A 15907-nucleotide genomic window follows, 5' to 3' on the forward strand; every position below is an offset into this window, starting at 1 on the left:
CCAGAAACGGAAAACAGATAACAAATAACGGACAACTAAAATTAGTCTCTTATCAACGGCAGCGTCGAGCATCTTAATAATCCTTCTTGTTTTGCGATTTCGGCATATGGAATTTCTTCTACTGTGAAACCGTTAGCTCTTAACCACGTATTTAGTCTTGTGAAATGCTTTTCGGAAACTATAACATCAGGTGCGATTGAAAATATGTTTGAATTCATGTGATACATTTCTTCGCGTTCGATATGAAATAGGTTTTCCTTTCCGAATAAATTCACTAAAAACATATAATCGGCTTCTTCACGGAAACCACTTTTGTAGATGATTCCTTTGTTTGTTCCAATCGGCTGAAAGCAACAATCTAAATGCAATGCATTATCGCGAGGTTCGATTTTCGATTTTACTAAATCAAATGCTTTAACTATTTTATTTGGAAATAAGTCTTTGATGAACTGAACGCCTTCCATATTCGTTCGTGCGGTAATATAATCTTTGTAATCTGAACCTTTATAAGTTCCAATGAAAACATAATCGTTCCAAACCATTACATCGCCACCTTCAATATGTACTTCTTCTGGCGGACGCACCACTTTATTAGGATCCATTTGATCAATGATATATTGAATGGCGTCTAATTCGCGTTCTCTGTCTGGTAAAATATTAGCTTTAATAAAAATATCATCAATCACAAATCCAATATCTCTTGAAAATATTTGATTGTAATTTTCTATAATTTGAGGACGATATACTTTTACATCATATTTTTCAAAAACTGCGTTTAAAGCATCCATTTCTTTAACCATATCTGCTTCAATAGGGTATGTTCCTGCTTGAATATGCTGTAATGATTTAGGATCATAAGCTTCTTCTATCGTGGGTGTCGGACCGTTATTTTCTGCGGTTCCTAACACCACTGCCCTTAAGCGTGATGATTCGTTTTTTACATTTAATTGCAACATAACTTTAGTTTTTATTGGCATTATTTGATTTTGGCCTACTGGCAAATATAAGAAAATGAAATGAGATTATAAATCAATACCGACTCATTATTATTTGTTTTAATCCTTTAATTTCCAATTATTTATTATATTTGAGAGAACTTAAAAACAAACTATTATGGGATTATCAAATTTTTTCAACTCAATTTTTGGAAAATCAAAGCAAACTACGAGCGACACGAAAGAAAACGTAAATGAAGCGGTTGAACATACGATGGAAAAAGTAAATGAAGTGGCAACTGAAGCAAAAGAAAAGATTGAACACGTAGTAGATACTGCTTCAAAAAAACTAGACGAAATGGGTGTTTCTGAAAAAGTATCTGATTTTGTAGATACAGCTAAGGAAAAAGTCGCAGATGCGACGGATTGGGCGGAAGACAAAGCACATCAGGCAAAAGAGGCGATGGAAGAAATGAAACACAAAGTGGAAGATAAAATGCATAGCGCTAAGGAAGACAGCCAAGATGCCAAGGAGAAAGTACAAGAAAAAGCTGCAGAAGCGAAAGAAGCTGTAGCGGAGATAAAAGAAAAGGTGGAAGAAAAAAAGCAAGAGGCTAAAGAGTCTGTTGCAGAGGTGAAGGAAAAAGTAGCTGAAGAAATTCAGGAAGTAAAATTAGCCAGCACTGATGTTAAAGAAAAAATAGAGGAAAAGGTAGAAGAAGCAAAAGAGATTATGGCAGACATCAAGGAAAAGGCCACCGAAAAAGCACATGAAGCGGAAGATGCTATGGCTGACGTTAAAGATAAAGTAGAAGAGAAAGCGCAAGAAGCGCAAGATATTATCGAGAAAAAGATAGAACAAGCTAAAGATGAAATCGCTGATTAAGTAAAATCAAACAGTACACAAAAGCAAAAAACCCACTGATTAGTGGGTTTTTTTATATATAAAATAGATTATCTATCTTTTACTTCTTTGAAAGAACGCAAAGTATATCCAGTATACACTTGTCTTGGACGACCAATTGGCTCTTTGTTCACTCTCATTTCTTTCCATTGTGCAATCCATCCTGGTAAACGACCTACAGCGAATAAAACTGTAAACATTTCAACTGGGATTCCCATTGCGCGGTAAATGATACCTGAATAAAAATCTACGTTTGGATATAAATTTCTAGATTTGAAATAATCGTCTTCTAAGGCAACTTTTTCTAATTTTTTAGCAATCTCTAACAATGGATCATCAACTCCTAAAGTTACTAAAACATCATCCGCTGCTTTTTTGATAATCGTAGCTCTTGGGTCAAAGTTTTTATAAACTCTATGTCCGAATCCCATCAAACGGAATGAATCTTCTTTATCTTTCGCTTTTAAAACATATTTATCAACGTCACCACCATTGTCATGGATTTCTTGTAACATTTCTAAAACTGCCTGATTTGCTCCACCGTGAAGTGGTCCCCAAAGTGCAGAAACACCAGCAGAAATAGAAGCAAATAATCCAGCATGCGAAGAACCTACTATTCTTACTGTTGAAGTAGAACAATTCTGTTCGTGATCTGCATGCAGAATAAATAATTTATCTAAAGCGTCAATTACTTTTGGATCTGGTTTGTAAGATCCCGTTGGCAATTCAAACATTAGACTCATAAAGTTTTCTACGTATCCTTTGCTGTTATCATAATGATTTAAAGGATAACCCATTTTCTTTCTGTATGTCCAAGTTGCAATTACAAGGAATTTAGCCATTGTTTTACAAACAGCTTCATACATTTCCTTTTCATTATTTGGATTAACTGGTTTTGGGTTAAAAGCAGTTAAAGCGCTAGTTAACGAAGCCAAGACACCCATTGGATGTGCTGTTCTTGGAAAACCATCAATGATGCTTTTCATTTCTTCACTAACCAACGTATGTTTTCTAATATCGTTTTCAAATTTTTCTAGTTGAGTTGCTGTTGGCAATTCACCGAAAATCAACAAATAAGATACTTCAAGAAAATCAGCTTTATCCGCTAATTCTTCAATAGAATATCCTCTATAACGCAAAATTCCTTCTTCTCCATCTAAAAAAGTAATTTCACTTGTACACGAACCTGAGTTTTTATACCCTGGGTCGATCGTAATAGCACCTGAAGCACTACGTAATTTATCGATGTCGATAGCAACTTCATTCTCGGTCCCTACGATTACAGGAAACTCATACTTTTTGCCATCCAGCTCTAATGTTGCAGTTTTTGACATATTATTATAATGTATTTTTTGATAAATATTTATGTATGTTGCGAATTTAACAAATAATCCCCGAACTATAAAGGAATTTTCTATAATTTATGGTTAAATAATATACATGAAAAAAAAAGACAATCTTTTGCAGCTGTTTAGTTCTTCTTTTACTTTAATTAACCCTTAAAAATAATTCGCAACTAATTAATCTATTTAACTTCCATAACATTTAGTACTCCTAACAAAGTAAATTTTGAAATTGTAAGAAAAAATTCTCCAATAAGTTTCTGTATTTTTTTGAAATAGTGCTACGGCAGAAGAGCATTCAACCTATTTTAAAAGGCAAAGCGTCTGAGAAATTAAAAGAGTATCGCTGAAACTAACATAAACTACGTAAGAGTAAATATTCTGCGTTTATAAAATAGCTTAAAGAATTTTTAAAAATTATTCTATAAGGAGAAAACTACTATAAACTTCATGATCAACAGGACACAAACCATAACAGATTCAAAGCTAAAATATTACTCATACTAAATTAGTAATTAAAAGAAGTAAGAAACAAATAAGCCATAAAGCGCTAACAAGCAGGCAACTAAAAACCACGCAAAACACCTAATCTTATTTAACCCAATCACCTGCATTGCTTTAAAACAGACCAAAAAAGAAATCGGGAACTATAAATATGTACCTCACATTAATTTAACAACACGATAAAAACAAAAAAACAATAACAAAAAAAACACTTGCAAGATCGTTCTTACAAGTGTTTAAATTAATAGTTTTATTTACCTATAACTTCTCATTTTTTAAGAATATAGCTGTAGTAAAATAGAAATCATAGTCTACTGTATGAGTACATCACTAGTTATATTAATAACTACAGGAACGTTTCCAGTGACATTAAAACTAGAATCATATTTTCTGAAATCACCGTTGTATTGTATACTATAATTTGAATTTCCATTATCAACTACAGTAACTGTTCCAGTAGGATTATTTGCGTTTGCTCCTAGACCATTACTTGCGTCACTATAGGTACAGGCAGAAGTCCAACCTAAACAAAGTTTTTGCTCAGCTAATAATTGATTGTCAAAATCAAACGAATTATCTCCTTCCGTGTCTCCGATATTATACGTTCCTGCAATAGGCGAACCGTCTTTGTAATACAAGTCAAATGATACAGAAGCAAAATTAAACCCAGTAAGTCCCATTATCGTAATTGTAGATCTATCAAAAATTTGCCCTTGAACAGTATGAACATTATCCATTTTAATCTCTGTCACTGCGCTAGTTGGCAATAGATCATAAGATTGACCGTTAACTTTAAATTGACTTGATGACGCCCCATCATCATTTGACGAGCAAGATGTAAGAAATAAAGCTCCGATTAAAAAAAGAGCAATGATTTTAAACTGATTTTTCATATGTAATTAACTGATTAGTAATTTTTACTGCTCTTCGTTGATGCAATAAATTTATGGTAATTGATATAATTTTCGCGTTCATTTAAACATAAACGCTTTAATCCTATTTTTTATTATATTTAATATGTGACTGTTATATGTTCGAAAGTATACCGCTTAAAAAAATCAATAAACTTTAACTTAGACCAAAGCCAATTATTAAAAAAATGAGTTACTTCTTAACTTTAAAAGCATTTAAGCCAGGAAAATAGGCTACATCAGCTAATTCTTCTTCGATACGTAATAATTGATTGTATTTTGCCATACGATCTGAACGCGAAGCCGAACCTGTTTTGATTTGGCCACAGTTTAAAGCAACAGCTAAATCAGCAATTGTAGTATCTTCTGTTTCTCCCGAACGATGCGAAATTACCGTTGTATATCCAGCATTATGAGCCATATTTACAGCCGCTATCGTTTCAGTTAATGTACCAATTTGATTTACTTTGATTAAAATTGAGTTAGCGATATTTTCTTTGATTCCTCTTGATAATATTTTAACATCAGTTACGAACAAGTCGTCACCCACTAACTGGATCTTACTTCCAATTTTTTCAGTCAGTAATTTCCAACCTTCCCAGTCGTTTTGATCCATTCCATCTTCGATAGAAATAATTGGATATTTTGCAGCTAATTCAGCCAAATAAGTAGCCTGTTCTTCAGAACTTCTTACTTTTCCTGTTTTACCTTCAAATTTCGAATAATCATATTTTCCGTCTACATAAAACTCTGCTGCAGCACAGTCTAAAGCGATCATAATATCTTCTCCAAACTTATAACCTGCATTCGTTACTGCCAATTCAATTGACTCAATTGCATCTTCTGTACCACCTACTAAATTTGGTGCAAAACCACCTTCATCACCTACAGAAGTCGATAAATCTCTATCGTGTAATACTTTTTTCAAATTATGAAAAATCTCAGTACCCATTTGCATTGCTTGCGCGAAGTTTTTAGCTTTAACAGGCATAATCATGAACTCTTGAAAAGCAATCGGAGCATCTGAATGCGAACCTCCATTGATGATATTCATCATTGGAACTGGTAAAGTATTAGCGGAAACTCCACCAACATAGCGATACAAAGGCATTCCTAATTCATTAGCAGCAGCTTTAGCGACCGCCAAAGAAACACCTAATATAGCATTAGCACCCAAGTTCGATTTATTAGTAGTTCCGTCTAATTCAATCATCATTGCATCGATTAAATTTTGCTCAAAAACAGACATTCCTACAACCGCTTCAGCAATTTTTGTATTCACATTTTCAATTGCTTTTGAAACACCTTTACCCATGTAAGCTTTTCCGCCATCACGAAGTTCTACAGCTTCATGCTCTCCAGTAGAAGCGCCACTTGGAACAGCTGCTCTACCTAAAATTCCATTGTCGGTAATTACATCCACTTCTACAGTTGGATTTCCACGTGAATCGAAGATTTGTCTTGCGTGAATTTTAATAATTATACTCATTATATATCTTTTTAGGTTGCTATTTTATAAATAGCAAATTAATTAAACTTCGTTTTAAAATCTCAAAAAATAATCAACTACTTTGTTTAGTTTTTTGATGATTCAATATTATAAATAAATTGATCAAATAAATAACTTGAATCGTGCGGGCCTGGACTAGCTTCTGGATGATATTGTACTGAAAAACAGTTTTTAGATTTCATGCGCATTCCAGCAACTGTTCCGTCATTTAAATGTAAATGTGTGATTTCGAAATCAGGATGCTTCTCTAAATCTTCTTTTACAACCGCAAATCCGTGGTTTTGAGAGGTGATTTCTCCTTTACCTGTAAGTACATTCTTCACAGGATGATTGATTCCTCTGTGTCCGTTAAACATTTTGTAAGTGGAAATTCCATTAGCCAAACCAATAACTTGATGTCCTAAACATATTCCGAATAATGGTTTGTTTATCTTTAGAATTTCACGCGCTAATTGTTGCGCGCTTTCTAAAGGATCAGGATCACCAGGTCCATTCGATAAGAAATAACCATCTGGATTAAAAGCTTTAAGATCTTCAAATGATGCGTTGTATGGAAATACTTTAACGTAACAATCTCTTGCTGCTAAATTTCTAAGAATATTGGTTTTAATTCCTAAATCCAATGCAGAAATTTTATATTTCGCCTCTTCGTTTCCGAAGAAATAAGCTTCTTTAGTAGAAACTTGTGATGCTAATTCTAATCCATTCATGTCAGGGGTTTGCGCTAATTTTTCTTTTAGCTCTTCAATTGGTGTTCCATCAGTACAAATAACAGCGTTCATTGCTCCGTTATCTCTAATATAACTTACTAACGCTCGCGTATCAACATCCGAAATAACAATTAAATTTTGTTTTTGAAAGTAGTCAAATAAACTTCCAGAAGCATCTTCTCTTGAATAGTTAAAACTGAAATTCTTACAAACTAGTCCAGAAATTTTAATAGAATCTGATTCGACTTCTTTGTCATTAACACCATAGTTTCCAATATGAGCATTGGTAGTAACCATAATTTGTCCGAAGTAAGAAGGATCTGTAAACACTTCTTGATAGCCAGAAGTTCCGGTATTAAAAGCTACTTCACCAAAAGTAACCCCTTCAATTCCAATAGATTTTCCGTGAAAAATAGTTCCGTCTTTAAGAAGCAAAACGGCCTTTGAACGATTGTTGTATTTCATTGTCTTGTGTTGTTGTGGGTGCAAATTTAGCTATAAAAGTTGTATTCATAAAATGTTTAATTCATAAAACAAAAAAAAAGGATAAACTTTAAAAAGTTTATCCTTAATTTATATTACATGAAAGCTATCATGATTATTCTGAAGCTTCCGTAGTTGAAGAATCATCAGCAGCTGGAGCTTCAGTAGCATCATCTGCTTTCTTAGCTTTACCACGACGAGTCGTTTTCTTAACTTCTCTTTTACCACCGTTGTACAAAGTATTGAAATCTACTAATTCAATCATTGCCATATCAGCGTTATCTCCTAAACGATTACCTAACTTGATGATACGTGTGTATCCTCCAGGACGGTCTCCAACTTTAGCAGCAACTTCTCTGAAAAGCTCAGTAACAGCATATTTGTCTCTTAAGTAAGCGAAACAAATACGACGGTTGTGCGTAGTGTCTTCTTTTGATTTTGTAACTAATGGTTCTACGAATTGTTTTAAAGCTTTAGCTTTAGCAACTGTAGTGTTAATACGTTTATGTTCGATTAAAGAACAAGCCATATTAGCTAACATAGCCTTTCTATGTCCTTTTTGTCTACTTAAATGATTGAATTTTTTTCCGTGTCTCATGACGTGTTTTGTTTATCTTCATCTTGCATCAATCCTTTACGGAGCGCAAAATATGAAGCAATTATTCTTTATCGAGCTTATATTTAGTTAAATCCATACCGAAAGTAAGGTTTTTATTAGCCACTAACTCATCTAACTCAGTTAATGATTTTTTACCAAAATTACGGAACTTCATTAAGTCGTTCTTGTTGAAAGATACTAAGTCTCCTAATGTGTCAACTTCAGCCGCTTTTAAACAATTTAACGCTCTAACTGATAAGTCCATGTCAACTAATTTAGTTTTCAACAACTGTCTCATATGAAGAGATTCTTCATCATAAGACTCAGTTTGAGCAATTTCATCTGCCTCAAGAGTGATTCTTTCGTCAGAGAACAACATAAAGTGGTGAATTAACGTCTTAGCCGCCTCAGTTAATGCATCTTTAGGATGGATAGAACCATCCGTAACGATTTCAAAAACTAATTTTTCGTAATCTGTTTTTTGTTCAACACGAAAATTCTCAATTGTATATTTTACATTCTTTACTGGTGTGTAAATAGAATCTGTAAAGATAGTTCCAATTGCAGCATTTGATTTTTTGTTCTCTTCAGCAGGAACATAACCTCTACCTTTTTCGATAGAAAGTTCCATGTTAATGGTAGTTTTGCTGTCTAAATTACAGATAACTAAATCTGGATTTAAAACTTGGAAACCAGAGATGAATTTTTGAAAATCACCTGCAGTAATCTTATCTTTACCAGAAAGAGCGATAGAAACAGATTCATTATCAATATCTTCAATTTGACGTTTGAAACGTACTTGTTTAAGATTTAAGATAATTTCTGTTACGTCTTCCACAACACCAGAAATAGTAGAGAACTCATGTTCTACACCTTCTATTCTTACTGATGTAATTGCGTATCCTTCAAGCGAAGAAAGTAAAACTCTTCTAAGTGCATTACCAACAGTCAATCCGTAACCAGGTTCTAAAGGTCTAAATTCAAATTTACCTTCAAAATCGGTTGAATCGATCATGATAACTTTATCGGGCTTTTGAAAATTAAATATTGCCATACTTTCGACTAAAGTCAATTATTATTTGTTATACAACTCTACAATTAGTTGTTCCTTAATGTTTTCTGGAATTTGAAGTCTTTCCGGCACAGAAACAAATGTACCTTCTTTGATGTCATTATTCCAAGTAATCCAATCATATACTTGAGAAGCATTTGATAAAGAACGCTCGATAGCTTCAAGAGATTTAGATTTCTCACGAACAGCTACTTTATCACCTGGTTTCAAGTGGTATGAAGGTACATTTACCAACTCACCGTTAACCGTGATATGTCTGTGAACAACGATTTGACGTGCTGCTCTACGAGAAGGAGCAATACCCATTCTGAAAACAACATTATCTAAACGAGCTTCACATAACTGAAGTAAAATAGCACCGGTAACACCAGCTGCAGCAGAAGCTTTTTTGAATAAGTTTCTGAATTGTTTTTCAAGAATTCCGTAAGTGTACTTCGCTTTTTGCTTCTCCATTAACTGGATTGCATACTCAGATTTCTTACCTCTTTTCTTTGCTAAACCGTGTTGCCCAGGTGGGTAATTTCTTTTTTCGAATGATTTATCTTCACCGAATATTGCTTCGCCAAATTTACGAGCAATCTTAGTTTTTGGACCAGTATATCTTGCCATTTTAAAAAAATTGAAAGGTAGGAATTATGAATTCAGGTCAATATCCTTCGATAATTATAAACCTACCTAATGTTATACTTAAATTATACTCTTCTTCTTTTCGGAGGACGACATCCGTTATGTGGCATTGGAGTTACATCAATGATTTCTGTAACTTCAACTCCAGAATTATGAAGTGATCTGATAGCAGATTCTCTTCCATTTCCTGGACCTTTCACATAAACTTTTACCTTTTTTAATCCAGCCTCAAGAGCTACTTTACTACAATCTTCTGCTGCCATTTGAGCTGCATAAGGAGTATTCTTTTTAGAACCTCTAAAGCCCATTTTACCAGCTGAAGACCAAGAAATAACTTCACCTTTCTTATTGGTTAAAGAAATAATGATGTTGTTAAAAGTAGCATTAATATGAGCTTCTCCCGAAGATTCTACTATAACTTTACGTTTTTTTGCAGTTGCTTTCGCCATAATGTTACTTATTATTTAGTTGCTTTTTTCTTGTTAGCAACAGTTTTTCTCTTACCTTTTCTAGTTCTAGAGTTGTTTTTAGTTCTTTGACCTCTTAATGGAAGTCCAGATCTGTGACGAATACCTCTTTGACATCCAATATCCATTAAACGTTTGATGTTTAACTGAACTTCTGAACGCAATTCTCCTTCAATTTTGAAATAAGAAACAGCCTCACGGATTGCTCCGATCTCGTCATCATTCCATTCTTGAACTTTTGTGTCTTCGCTCACTTGAGCTTTAGCTAAAATATCTTTAGCTCTGCTTCTACCAATACCAAAGATATAGGTTAGAGCAATAATTCCTCTTTTCTGTTTAGGTATATCTACCCCTGCGATTCTTGCCATAATTATCCTTGTCTTTGTTTAAATCTAGGATTCTTTTTGTTAATAACGTATAATCTTCCTTTTCTACGTACAATAATGCACTCGGCACTTCTTTTTTTAACTGATGCTCTTACTTTCATTTTAATAGCTTTAGTATCTATAAGTAATTCTTGCTTTAGACAAATCGTAAGGACTCATTTCAAGTTTCACCTTGTCACCTGGTAGTAATTTAATATAATGCATACGCATTTTACCAGATATATGAGCAATTACAATATGTCCGTTCTCTAATTCCACACGAAACATCGCATTTGATAATGCTTCAATGATTGTTCCGTCTTGTTCTATTGCTGATTGTTTTGCCATAAAAATTAAGCTACTGCTTTTCTATTTTTACCACTCTTCATCAAGCCATCATAGTGTTTATTCAATAAATAAGAATTTATCTGTTGAATTGTATCTATTGCAACTCCAACCATGATCAATAAAGAAGTACCACCATAAAAATAACCCCATGCTCCTTGTACACCAAGTAAACTTACTGCTACAGCCGGGAACACAGCTATTAAAGCAAGAAATAACGAACCTGGGAAAGTTATCAATGACATTATCTTATCTAGGTAATCTCCGGTTTCAACTCCTGGCTTAATACCTGGAATAAATCCACCACTTCTCTTTAAATCATCGGCCATTTTGTTAGTTGGTACAGTAATTGCGGTGTAAAAGTACGTAAAAATTACGATTAACAAAGCAAAAACAATATTATATACCAAACCAAATGGATCATTAAACATTGATGCTAATGATATTGCGTTGTCAGATTTAGATAAACCTGATACCGCAGCTGGAATAAACATAATCGCTTGAGCAAAAATGATAGGCATTACACCTGATGCATTTAACTTCAAAGGAATAAACTGTCTGTTTTCTCCACTAATATCTTGTTCAAAATCTCCAGAAACTGTACGTCTAGCGTATTGTACTGGAATCTTTCTTACAGCCATTACTAATAAAATCGATGCTATAATTACCATGAACCACAAGATTAACTCAATAACAATCATCATAACACCTCCACTAACTTGTGAAGTTCTTGATGTAAATTCTTGAATAAATGCTTGAGGCATTCTAGCAATAATACCAACCATAATCAATAAAGAAATACCGTTTCCGATACCTTTATCAGTAATTTTTTCTCCTAACCACATTGCAAAAATTGTTCCCGTAACTAAAATAAGTACAGATGAGAACAAGAATGGGAATGAACCAGCTCCTAAATAAAAAGCATCACTAGGTAATGTTTTGTATAAGTTATAGATATAACCTGGACCTTGAACTAAAGTAATAAGAATAGTTAACCATCTTGTAATTTGGTTAATCTTTTTTCTACCACTTTCTCCGTCACTCTGTAATTTTTGTAAATATGGCACCGCGATACCCATTAATTGCACCACGATAGAAGCTGAAATATACGGCATGATACCCAATGCAAATACAGAAGCTTGCGAAAACGCACCTCCTGTAAATACATTAATTAACCATCCGATACCTTCATCAGTTTGACTTGTAAGATTTGCCAATTTAGTAGCGTCGATACCTGGTAAGGTAACTTGTGCTCCAAAACGGTATACCAATAGCAATCCAAGAGTTAATAAAATACGATTTTTTAACTCTTCGATTTTCCAAATATTGATGAATGAATCTATAAATTTCTTCATTTTCTATAAAGATTATAAAGTTACAGCTTCTCCACCAGCAGCTTCAATAGCCGCTTTAGCAGTTGCAGTAAATTTGTGAGCGCTTACTTTAAGTTTCGTTTTTAGCTCACCTCTTCCTAAAATCTTTACTAAGCTATTTTTTGTAGCTAAACGTGTATCTACAAACACAGTAAAATCTACTGTATCGGTAACCACTCCATTATCTACTAATAATTGTAATGAGTCAAGATTTATACCTTGATACTCAACTCTATTAATATTCTTGAAACCAAACTTAGGTACACGTCTTTGAAGTGGCATTTGCCCTCCTTCAAAACCGATTTTCTTAGAATAACCAGAACGAGATTTAGCTCCTTTGTGTCCACGTGTAGCGGTACCACCTTTTCCAGAACCTTCTCCTCTACCTACTCTTTTACTGTCGTTGTGTACTGACCCTTCAGCTGGTTGTAAGTTACTTAAATTCATAACTGTATAGTGTTATTTAGTTTCTTCAACAGAAACTAAGTGTTTTACTTTATTTACCATTCCAAGGATAGCAGGACTTGCATCATGCTCAACAACTTGTCCCATTTTACGAAGACCTAAAGCTTCCAATGTTCTCTTTTGATCAAGAGGACAATTGATTTTACTTCTTACTTGTTTTACTAATAATTTTGCCATGATTTCCTGTTAATTAACCTTTGAATACTTTTTCTAAAGATACTCCTCTTTGTTTCGCAATAGTTACGGCACTTCTCATTTGCAATAAAGCATCAAAAGTAGCTTTCACTACGTTATGAGGGTTTGAAGAACCTTGTGATTTTGACAATACATCATGAACACCTACTGATTCTAGTACAGCACGAACTGAACCACCAGCAATAACTCCGGTACCATGAGAAGCAGGTATTAAATATACTCTCGCTCCACTGTATTTACCTTTTTGCTCATGAGGTACAGAATGACCATTCAAAGGAATTCTTACTAGATTTTTCTTAGCATCTTCTACTGCTTTAGCAATAGCCTCAGAAACATCTTTAGATTTTCCTAATCCGTGTCCTACTACACCATGCTCATCACCAACTACTACGATAGCAGAAAAACCAAATGCTCTACCACCCTTAGTAACCTTAGTAACACGATTTACACTCACCAAACGATCTTTTAATTCTAGACCACCTGGTTTTACAATCTCTACGTTTTTATAATTATGATACATAATTTCTTAGAATTTAAGTCCAGCTTCTCTAGCACCGTCAGCTAATGATTTCACACGTCCATGGTATAAATACCCTCCTCTATCAAAAGAGATAGTTGAAATACCTGCTTTAAGCGCTTTTTCAGCAACTAATTTACCAACTGCACTTGCAGTTTCAATAGAAGTTCCCTTAACAACACCTTCATCTCTTGATGAAGCTGCCACTAATGTAGTTCCATTTACGTCATCTATGATTTGCGCATAGATTTCTTTATTACTTCTGAATACAGAAAGTCTTGGTTGAGCAGCAGTTCCGCTTACAATCTTTCTGATTCTGAACTTAATTCTTTGTCTTCTTTCAGATTTCGTTAATGACATAGTCTTAATTTTTAAGCTGATTTACCTGCTTTTCTTCTTAGTTGTTCTCCTACAAACTTAACTCCTTTTCCTTTATATGGTTCAGGTTTGCGGAAACCTCTGATCTTCGCAGCTACTTGACCTAATAATTGTTTGTCGAATGATGATAATTTTACTATCGGATTTTTACCTTTTTCTGAAATTGTTTCAACAGTAACGTCTTTTACAACTTCTAGAACAATGTTATGAGAGAATCCTAAAGCTAAATCAAGTCTTTGACCTTGATTTGAAGCTCTAAAACCAACTCCTACTAATTCTAACTGTTTCACAAAACCTTCAGAAACACCAATAATCATGTTATTGATTAATGAACGATAAAGTCCGTGTTTCGCTCTCTCATCTTTATGATCTGACGAACGCTCAACGATAACATTGTTATCTTCGATCTTAACTGTTACATCAGAAAATTCTTGAGTAAGCTCGCCTAATTTCCCTTTAACTGTAACCACAGCTTCTTTAACTTCTACAGTTACTCCGGCTGGAATTGCAATTGGATTTTTACCTATTCTTGACATTGTCTCGTCTTTTTATTAATATACGTAACAAATAACTTCGCCACCAACATTTAATTGCTTAGCTTGTTTTCCTGTCATCAATCCTTTTGATGTAGAAACAATAGCAATACCTAAACCATTTAAGATTCTAGGTAAGTTAGATGAACCAGCATATTTACGTAAACCTGGTTTACTAATTCTTTGGATATCTTTGATAACTGACTCTTTAGTCTCTTTATCATATTTAAGAGCAATTTTGATAGTACCCTGAATAGAGTTATCCTCAAATTTGTAACTTAAGATATATCCTTGATCGAATAAAATCTTTGTGATTTCTTTCTTCATGTTAGATGCAGGAATCTCAACCACTTTGTGGCTAGCTCTCACTGCGTTTCTAACTCTCGTAAGATAATCGGCAATTGGATCTGTATACATATGTATAAAATTGCGGTTATGGTTTTCACTTGGTACTCACCAAATGAACCTTCAACCAATTAAATTATTTTTTGGTTTGCAAAAGTAAGAAACTTTTACGAGATTACCAAGAAGCTTTTTTAACTCCTGGTATTAAACCTTGGTTAGCCATTTCACGGAACGTTACACGAGAAAGACCAAATTGACGCATATACCCTCTTGGTCTACCTGTTAATTTACAACGATTGTGTAAACGAACTGGCGATGCATTTTTAGGTAATTTTTGTAATGCTTCAAAATCTCCAGCAGCTTTAAGCGCTTTTCTTTTATCTGCATATTTTTCAACAACTGCTTGTCTCTTTACCTCACGGGCTTTCATTGATTCTTTAGCCATAACTTAATTCTTTTTAAAAGGTAACCCTAATTCAGTTAATAAAGATTTCGCTTCTTTGTCTGTTTGTGCAGAAGTAACGAATGTGATATCAAAACCAGAAATTTTATTTACTTTGTCAATATCAATTTCAGGGAAAATGATTTGCTCTAAAACTCCTAGGTTATAATTTCCTCTTCCGTCAAATCCGTCAGATTTAATTCCACCAAAATCTCTTACACGTGGTAAAGAAGATGTAATTAATCTATCTAAGAATTCATACATTCTTTCTCCACGCAAAGTTACTTTTGCTCCAATCGGCATTCCTTTTCTCAATTTGAAAGACGCAACGTCTTTCTTAGAGATAGTAGAAATAGCTTTTTGACCAGTAATCTTTGTCATTTCTTCTACAGCGTAATCTACTAATTTCTTATCAGATACAGCTGCACCAACTCCACGGCTTACAACAATTTTTTCAAGTTTAGGAACTTGCATTACATTTTTGTAACCGAATTCTTCTTTAAGAGCAGCAACTATTCTGCTCTTATATTCTTCTTTTAGTCTAGGTGTATAAGCCATCACTATATAACTTGATTAGATTTTTTTGAAAATCTCACTTTCGTATCTCCTTCTTGCTTAAAACCAACTTTCGTTGCTTCTTTTGACTTAGGGTCAATTAAAGACAAGTTCGAAATATGAATTGGAGCTTCTTTTTTAACGATTCCTCCTTGAGGGTTTTTAGCACTTGGTTTCGTATGTTTCGAAACCATGTTAAGACCTTCAACAATCGCTTTATTTTTATCACGAATAACGCGTACAATCTTACCTTCAAGACCTTTATGGTCTCCAGCAATAACTCTTACTACGTCTCCTGATTTAATTTTTAGTTTTACCATTTGTATAAGA

At 33.9% G+C, this 15907-nt stretch carries 23 protein-coding genes; 1 reads left to right on the forward strand and 22 read right to left on the reverse strand.

The window, feature by feature from the left end; genetic code table 11:
* Positions 1-41: 41 nt before the first annotated feature.
* Positions 42-956, reverse strand: coding sequence for a dimethylarginine dimethylaminohydrolase family protein (locus tag ACFSX9_RS00825; protein ID WP_379803197.1), 915 nt, complete (start codon positions 954-956; stop codon positions 42-44).
* A gap of 157 nt (positions 957-1113) precedes the next feature.
* On the opposite strand from ACFSX9_RS00825, the gene ACFSX9_RS00830 reads away from it, so the two are divergent.
* Positions 1114-1821, forward strand: a complete 708-nt coding sequence (locus tag ACFSX9_RS00830; protein ID WP_379803200.1) for a hypothetical protein — start codon at positions 1114-1116, stop codon at positions 1819-1821.
* A gap of 68 nt (positions 1822-1889) precedes the next feature.
* On the opposite strand, the gene ACFSX9_RS00835 is transcribed toward ACFSX9_RS00830, so the two are convergent.
* The 21 genes from ACFSX9_RS00835 to rplX all read right to left on the reverse strand — a co-directional run bounded on the left by ACFSX9_RS00835 (position 1890) and on the right by rplX (position 15897).
* Positions 1890-3173: a citrate synthase gene (locus ACFSX9_RS00835; protein WP_379803203.1), complete on the reverse strand. Its 1284-nt coding sequence runs from the start codon at positions 3171-3173 to the stop codon at positions 1890-1892.
* 824 nt (positions 3174-3997) lie between these two features.
* Positions 3998-4579 carry a hypothetical protein gene (locus ACFSX9_RS00840; RefSeq protein ID WP_379803205.1) on the reverse strand — a complete coding sequence of 194 codons (582 nt, stop codon included), beginning with the start codon at positions 4577-4579 and terminating at the stop codon, positions 3998-4000.
* Positions 4580-4790: 211 nt separating this feature from the next.
* Positions 4791-6086: a phosphopyruvate hydratase gene (gene eno, locus ACFSX9_RS00845; protein ID WP_379803207.1), complete on the reverse strand. Its 1296-nt coding sequence runs from the start codon at positions 6084-6086 to the stop codon at positions 4791-4793.
* An 86-nt stretch (positions 6087-6172) separates the two neighbouring features.
* Positions 6173-7282: a glutamine-hydrolyzing carbamoyl-phosphate synthase small subunit gene (gene carA, locus ACFSX9_RS00850; protein WP_379803210.1), complete on the reverse strand. Its 1110-nt coding sequence runs from the start codon at positions 7280-7282 to the stop codon at positions 6173-6175.
* Positions 7283-7415: 133 nt separating this feature from the next.
* The gene (gene rplQ / locus ACFSX9_RS00855) at positions 7416-7898 is read right to left on the reverse strand and encodes a 50S ribosomal protein L17 (RefSeq protein ID WP_379803213.1); all 483 of its coding nucleotides are present in this window, start codon (positions 7896-7898) and stop codon (positions 7416-7418) included.
* Positions 7899-7959: 61 nt separating this feature from the next.
* The gene (locus ACFSX9_RS00860; protein WP_379803216.1) at positions 7960-8952 is read right to left on the reverse strand and encodes a DNA-directed RNA polymerase subunit alpha; all 993 of its coding nucleotides are present in this window, start codon (positions 8950-8952) and stop codon (positions 7960-7962) included.
* Positions 8953-8973: 21 nt separating this feature from the next.
* Positions 8974-9579 (reverse strand): 30S ribosomal protein S4, encoded by a 606-nt coding sequence (rpsD, locus tag ACFSX9_RS00865; protein ID WP_379803219.1) that lies wholly within the window; start codon positions 9577-9579, stop codon positions 8974-8976.
* Positions 9580-9662: 83 nt separating this feature from the next.
* Positions 9663-10046 (reverse strand): 30S ribosomal protein S11, encoded by a 384-nt coding sequence (gene rpsK, locus ACFSX9_RS00870; protein WP_322549212.1) that lies wholly within the window; start codon positions 10044-10046, stop codon positions 9663-9665.
* Positions 10047-10057: 11 nt separating this feature from the next.
* Positions 10058-10432 carry a 30S ribosomal protein S13 gene (gene rpsM / locus ACFSX9_RS00875; RefSeq protein ID WP_379803224.1) on the reverse strand — a complete coding sequence of 125 codons (375 nt, stop codon included), beginning with the start codon at positions 10430-10432 and terminating at the stop codon, positions 10058-10060.
* A gap of 2 nt (positions 10433-10434) precedes the next feature.
* Positions 10435-10551, reverse strand: coding sequence for a type B 50S ribosomal protein L36 (gene ykgO, locus ACFSX9_RS00880; protein WP_002987490.1), 117 nt, complete (start codon positions 10549-10551; stop codon positions 10435-10437).
* A gap of 10 nt (positions 10552-10561) precedes the next feature.
* Positions 10562-10777: a translation initiation factor IF-1 gene (infA, locus tag ACFSX9_RS00885; protein ID WP_008254466.1), complete on the reverse strand. Its 216-nt coding sequence runs from the start codon at positions 10775-10777 to the stop codon at positions 10562-10564.
* A gap of 5 nt (positions 10778-10782) precedes the next feature.
* Positions 10783-12129 carry a preprotein translocase subunit SecY gene (gene secY / locus ACFSX9_RS00890; protein ID WP_379803227.1) on the reverse strand — a complete coding sequence of 449 codons (1347 nt, stop codon included), beginning with the start codon at positions 12127-12129 and terminating at the stop codon, positions 10783-10785.
* 12 nt (positions 12130-12141) lie between these two features.
* Positions 12142-12594 (reverse strand): 50S ribosomal protein L15, encoded by a 453-nt coding sequence (gene rplO, locus ACFSX9_RS00895; protein WP_379803230.1) that lies wholly within the window; start codon positions 12592-12594, stop codon positions 12142-12144.
* Between the two features lie 12 nt (positions 12595-12606).
* The gene (rpmD, locus tag ACFSX9_RS00900) at positions 12607-12789 is read right to left on the reverse strand and encodes a 50S ribosomal protein L30 (RefSeq protein ID WP_379803233.1); all 183 of its coding nucleotides are present in this window, start codon (positions 12787-12789) and stop codon (positions 12607-12609) included.
* A gap of 13 nt (positions 12790-12802) precedes the next feature.
* On the reverse strand, positions 12803-13327 hold the full coding sequence (rpsE, locus tag ACFSX9_RS00905) for a 30S ribosomal protein S5 (protein ID WP_379803236.1): 525 nt from the start codon (positions 13325-13327) through the stop codon (positions 12803-12805).
* 6 nt (positions 13328-13333) lie between these two features.
* Complete coding sequence (rplR, locus tag ACFSX9_RS00910; protein WP_379803238.1) at positions 13334-13684, reverse strand: 50S ribosomal protein L18; 351 nt, start codon at positions 13682-13684, stop codon at positions 13334-13336.
* An 11-nt stretch (positions 13685-13695) separates the two neighbouring features.
* Complete coding sequence (gene rplF / locus ACFSX9_RS00915) at positions 13696-14238, reverse strand: 50S ribosomal protein L6 (protein ID WP_379803240.1); 543 nt, start codon at positions 14236-14238, stop codon at positions 13696-13698.
* Positions 14239-14253: 15 nt separating this feature from the next.
* Positions 14254-14652 carry a 30S ribosomal protein S8 gene (gene rpsH / locus ACFSX9_RS00920; RefSeq protein ID WP_379803242.1) on the reverse strand — a complete coding sequence of 133 codons (399 nt, stop codon included), beginning with the start codon at positions 14650-14652 and terminating at the stop codon, positions 14254-14256.
* A 103-nt stretch (positions 14653-14755) separates the two neighbouring features.
* Entirely contained in the window at positions 14756-15025 is a 270-nt protein-coding gene (gene rpsN / locus ACFSX9_RS00925) for a 30S ribosomal protein S14 (RefSeq protein ID WP_322549221.1), read from the reverse strand.
* Between the two features lie 3 nt (positions 15026-15028).
* Positions 15029-15580: a 50S ribosomal protein L5 gene (gene rplE / locus ACFSX9_RS00930; RefSeq protein ID WP_379803244.1), complete on the reverse strand. Its 552-nt coding sequence runs from the start codon at positions 15578-15580 to the stop codon at positions 15029-15031.
* Positions 15581-15582: 2 nt separating this feature from the next.
* Positions 15583-15897: a 50S ribosomal protein L24 gene (rplX, locus tag ACFSX9_RS00935; RefSeq protein ID WP_379803246.1), complete on the reverse strand. Its 315-nt coding sequence runs from the start codon at positions 15895-15897 to the stop codon at positions 15583-15585.
* Between the last annotated feature and the right edge of the window lie 10 nt (positions 15898-15907).

This window comes from Flavobacterium ardleyense, assembly GCF_042686085.1.
GTDB lineage: Bacteria > Bacteroidota > Bacteroidia > Flavobacteriales > Flavobacteriaceae > Flavobacterium > Flavobacterium ardleyense.

Bases quoted from the DNA above. Each gene is read 5' to 3' on its own strand.
- ACFSX9_RS00825 (WP_379803197.1), bottom strand. From the start codon at position 956: ATGTTGCAATTAAATGTAAAAAACGAATCATCACGCTTAAGGGCAGTG.
- ACFSX9_RS00830 (WP_379803200.1), top strand. From the start codon at position 1,114: ATGGGATTATCAAATTTTTTCAACTCAATTTTTGGAAAATCAAAGCAA.
- ACFSX9_RS00835 (WP_379803203.1), bottom strand. From the start codon at position 3,173: ATGTCAAAAACTGCAACATTAGAGCTGGATGGCAAAAAGTATGAGTTT.
- ACFSX9_RS00840 (WP_379803205.1), bottom strand. From the start codon at position 4,579: ATGAAAAATCAGTTTAAAATCATTGCTCTTTTTTTAATCGGAGCTTTA.
- eno (WP_379803207.1), bottom strand. From the start codon at position 6,086: ATGAGTATAATTATTAAAATTCACGCAAGACAAATCTTCGATTCACGT.
- carA (WP_379803210.1), bottom strand. From the start codon at position 7,282: ATGAAATACAACAATCGTTCAAAGGCCGTTTTGCTTCTTAAAGACGGA.
- rplQ (WP_379803213.1), bottom strand. From the start codon at position 7,898: ATGAGACACGGAAAAAAATTCAATCATTTAAGTAGACAAAAAGGACAT.
- ACFSX9_RS00860 (WP_379803216.1), bottom strand. From the start codon at position 8,952: ATGGCAATATTTAATTTTCAAAAGCCCGATAAAGTTATCATGATCGAT.
- rpsD (WP_379803219.1), bottom strand. From the start codon at position 9,579: ATGGCAAGATATACTGGTCCAAAAACTAAGATTGCTCGTAAATTTGGC.
- rpsK (WP_322549212.1), bottom strand. From the start codon at position 10,046: ATGGCGAAAGCAACTGCAAAAAAACGTAAAGTTATAGTAGAATCTTCG.
- rpsM (WP_379803224.1), bottom strand. From the start codon at position 10,432: ATGGCAAGAATCGCAGGGGTAGATATACCTAAACAGAAAAGAGGAATT.
- ykgO (WP_002987490.1), bottom strand. From the start codon at position 10,551: ATGAAAGTAAGAGCATCAGTTAAAAAAAGAAGTGCCGAGTGCATTATT.
- infA (WP_008254466.1), bottom strand. From the start codon at position 10,777: ATGGCAAAACAATCAGCAATAGAACAAGACGGAACAATCATTGAAGCA.
- secY (WP_379803227.1), bottom strand. From the start codon at position 12,129: ATGAAGAAATTTATAGATTCATTCATCAATATTTGGAAAATCGAAGAG.
- rplO (WP_379803230.1), bottom strand. From the start codon at position 12,594: ATGAATTTAAGTAACTTACAACCAGCTGAAGGGTCAGTACACAACGAC.
- rpmD (WP_379803233.1), bottom strand. From the start codon at position 12,789: ATGGCAAAATTATTAGTAAAACAAGTAAGAAGTAAAATCAATTGTCCT.
- rpsE (WP_379803236.1), bottom strand. From the start codon at position 13,327: ATGTATCATAATTATAAAAACGTAGAGATTGTAAAACCAGGTGGTCTA.
- rplR (WP_379803238.1), bottom strand. From the start codon at position 13,684: ATGTCATTAACGAAATCTGAAAGAAGACAAAGAATTAAGTTCAGAATC.
- rplF (WP_379803240.1), bottom strand. From the start codon at position 14,238: ATGTCAAGAATAGGTAAAAATCCAATTGCAATTCCAGCCGGAGTAACT.
- rpsH (WP_379803242.1), bottom strand. From the start codon at position 14,652: ATGTATACAGATCCAATTGCCGATTATCTTACGAGAGTTAGAAACGCA.
- rpsN (WP_322549221.1), bottom strand. From the start codon at position 15,025: ATGGCTAAAGAATCAATGAAAGCCCGTGAGGTAAAGAGACAAGCAGTT.
- rplE (WP_379803244.1), bottom strand. From the start codon at position 15,580: ATGGCTTATACACCTAGACTAAAAGAAGAATATAAGAGCAGAATAGTT.
- rplX (WP_379803246.1), bottom strand. From the start codon at position 15,897: ATGGTAAAACTAAAAATTAAATCAGGAGACGTAGTAAGAGTTATTGCT.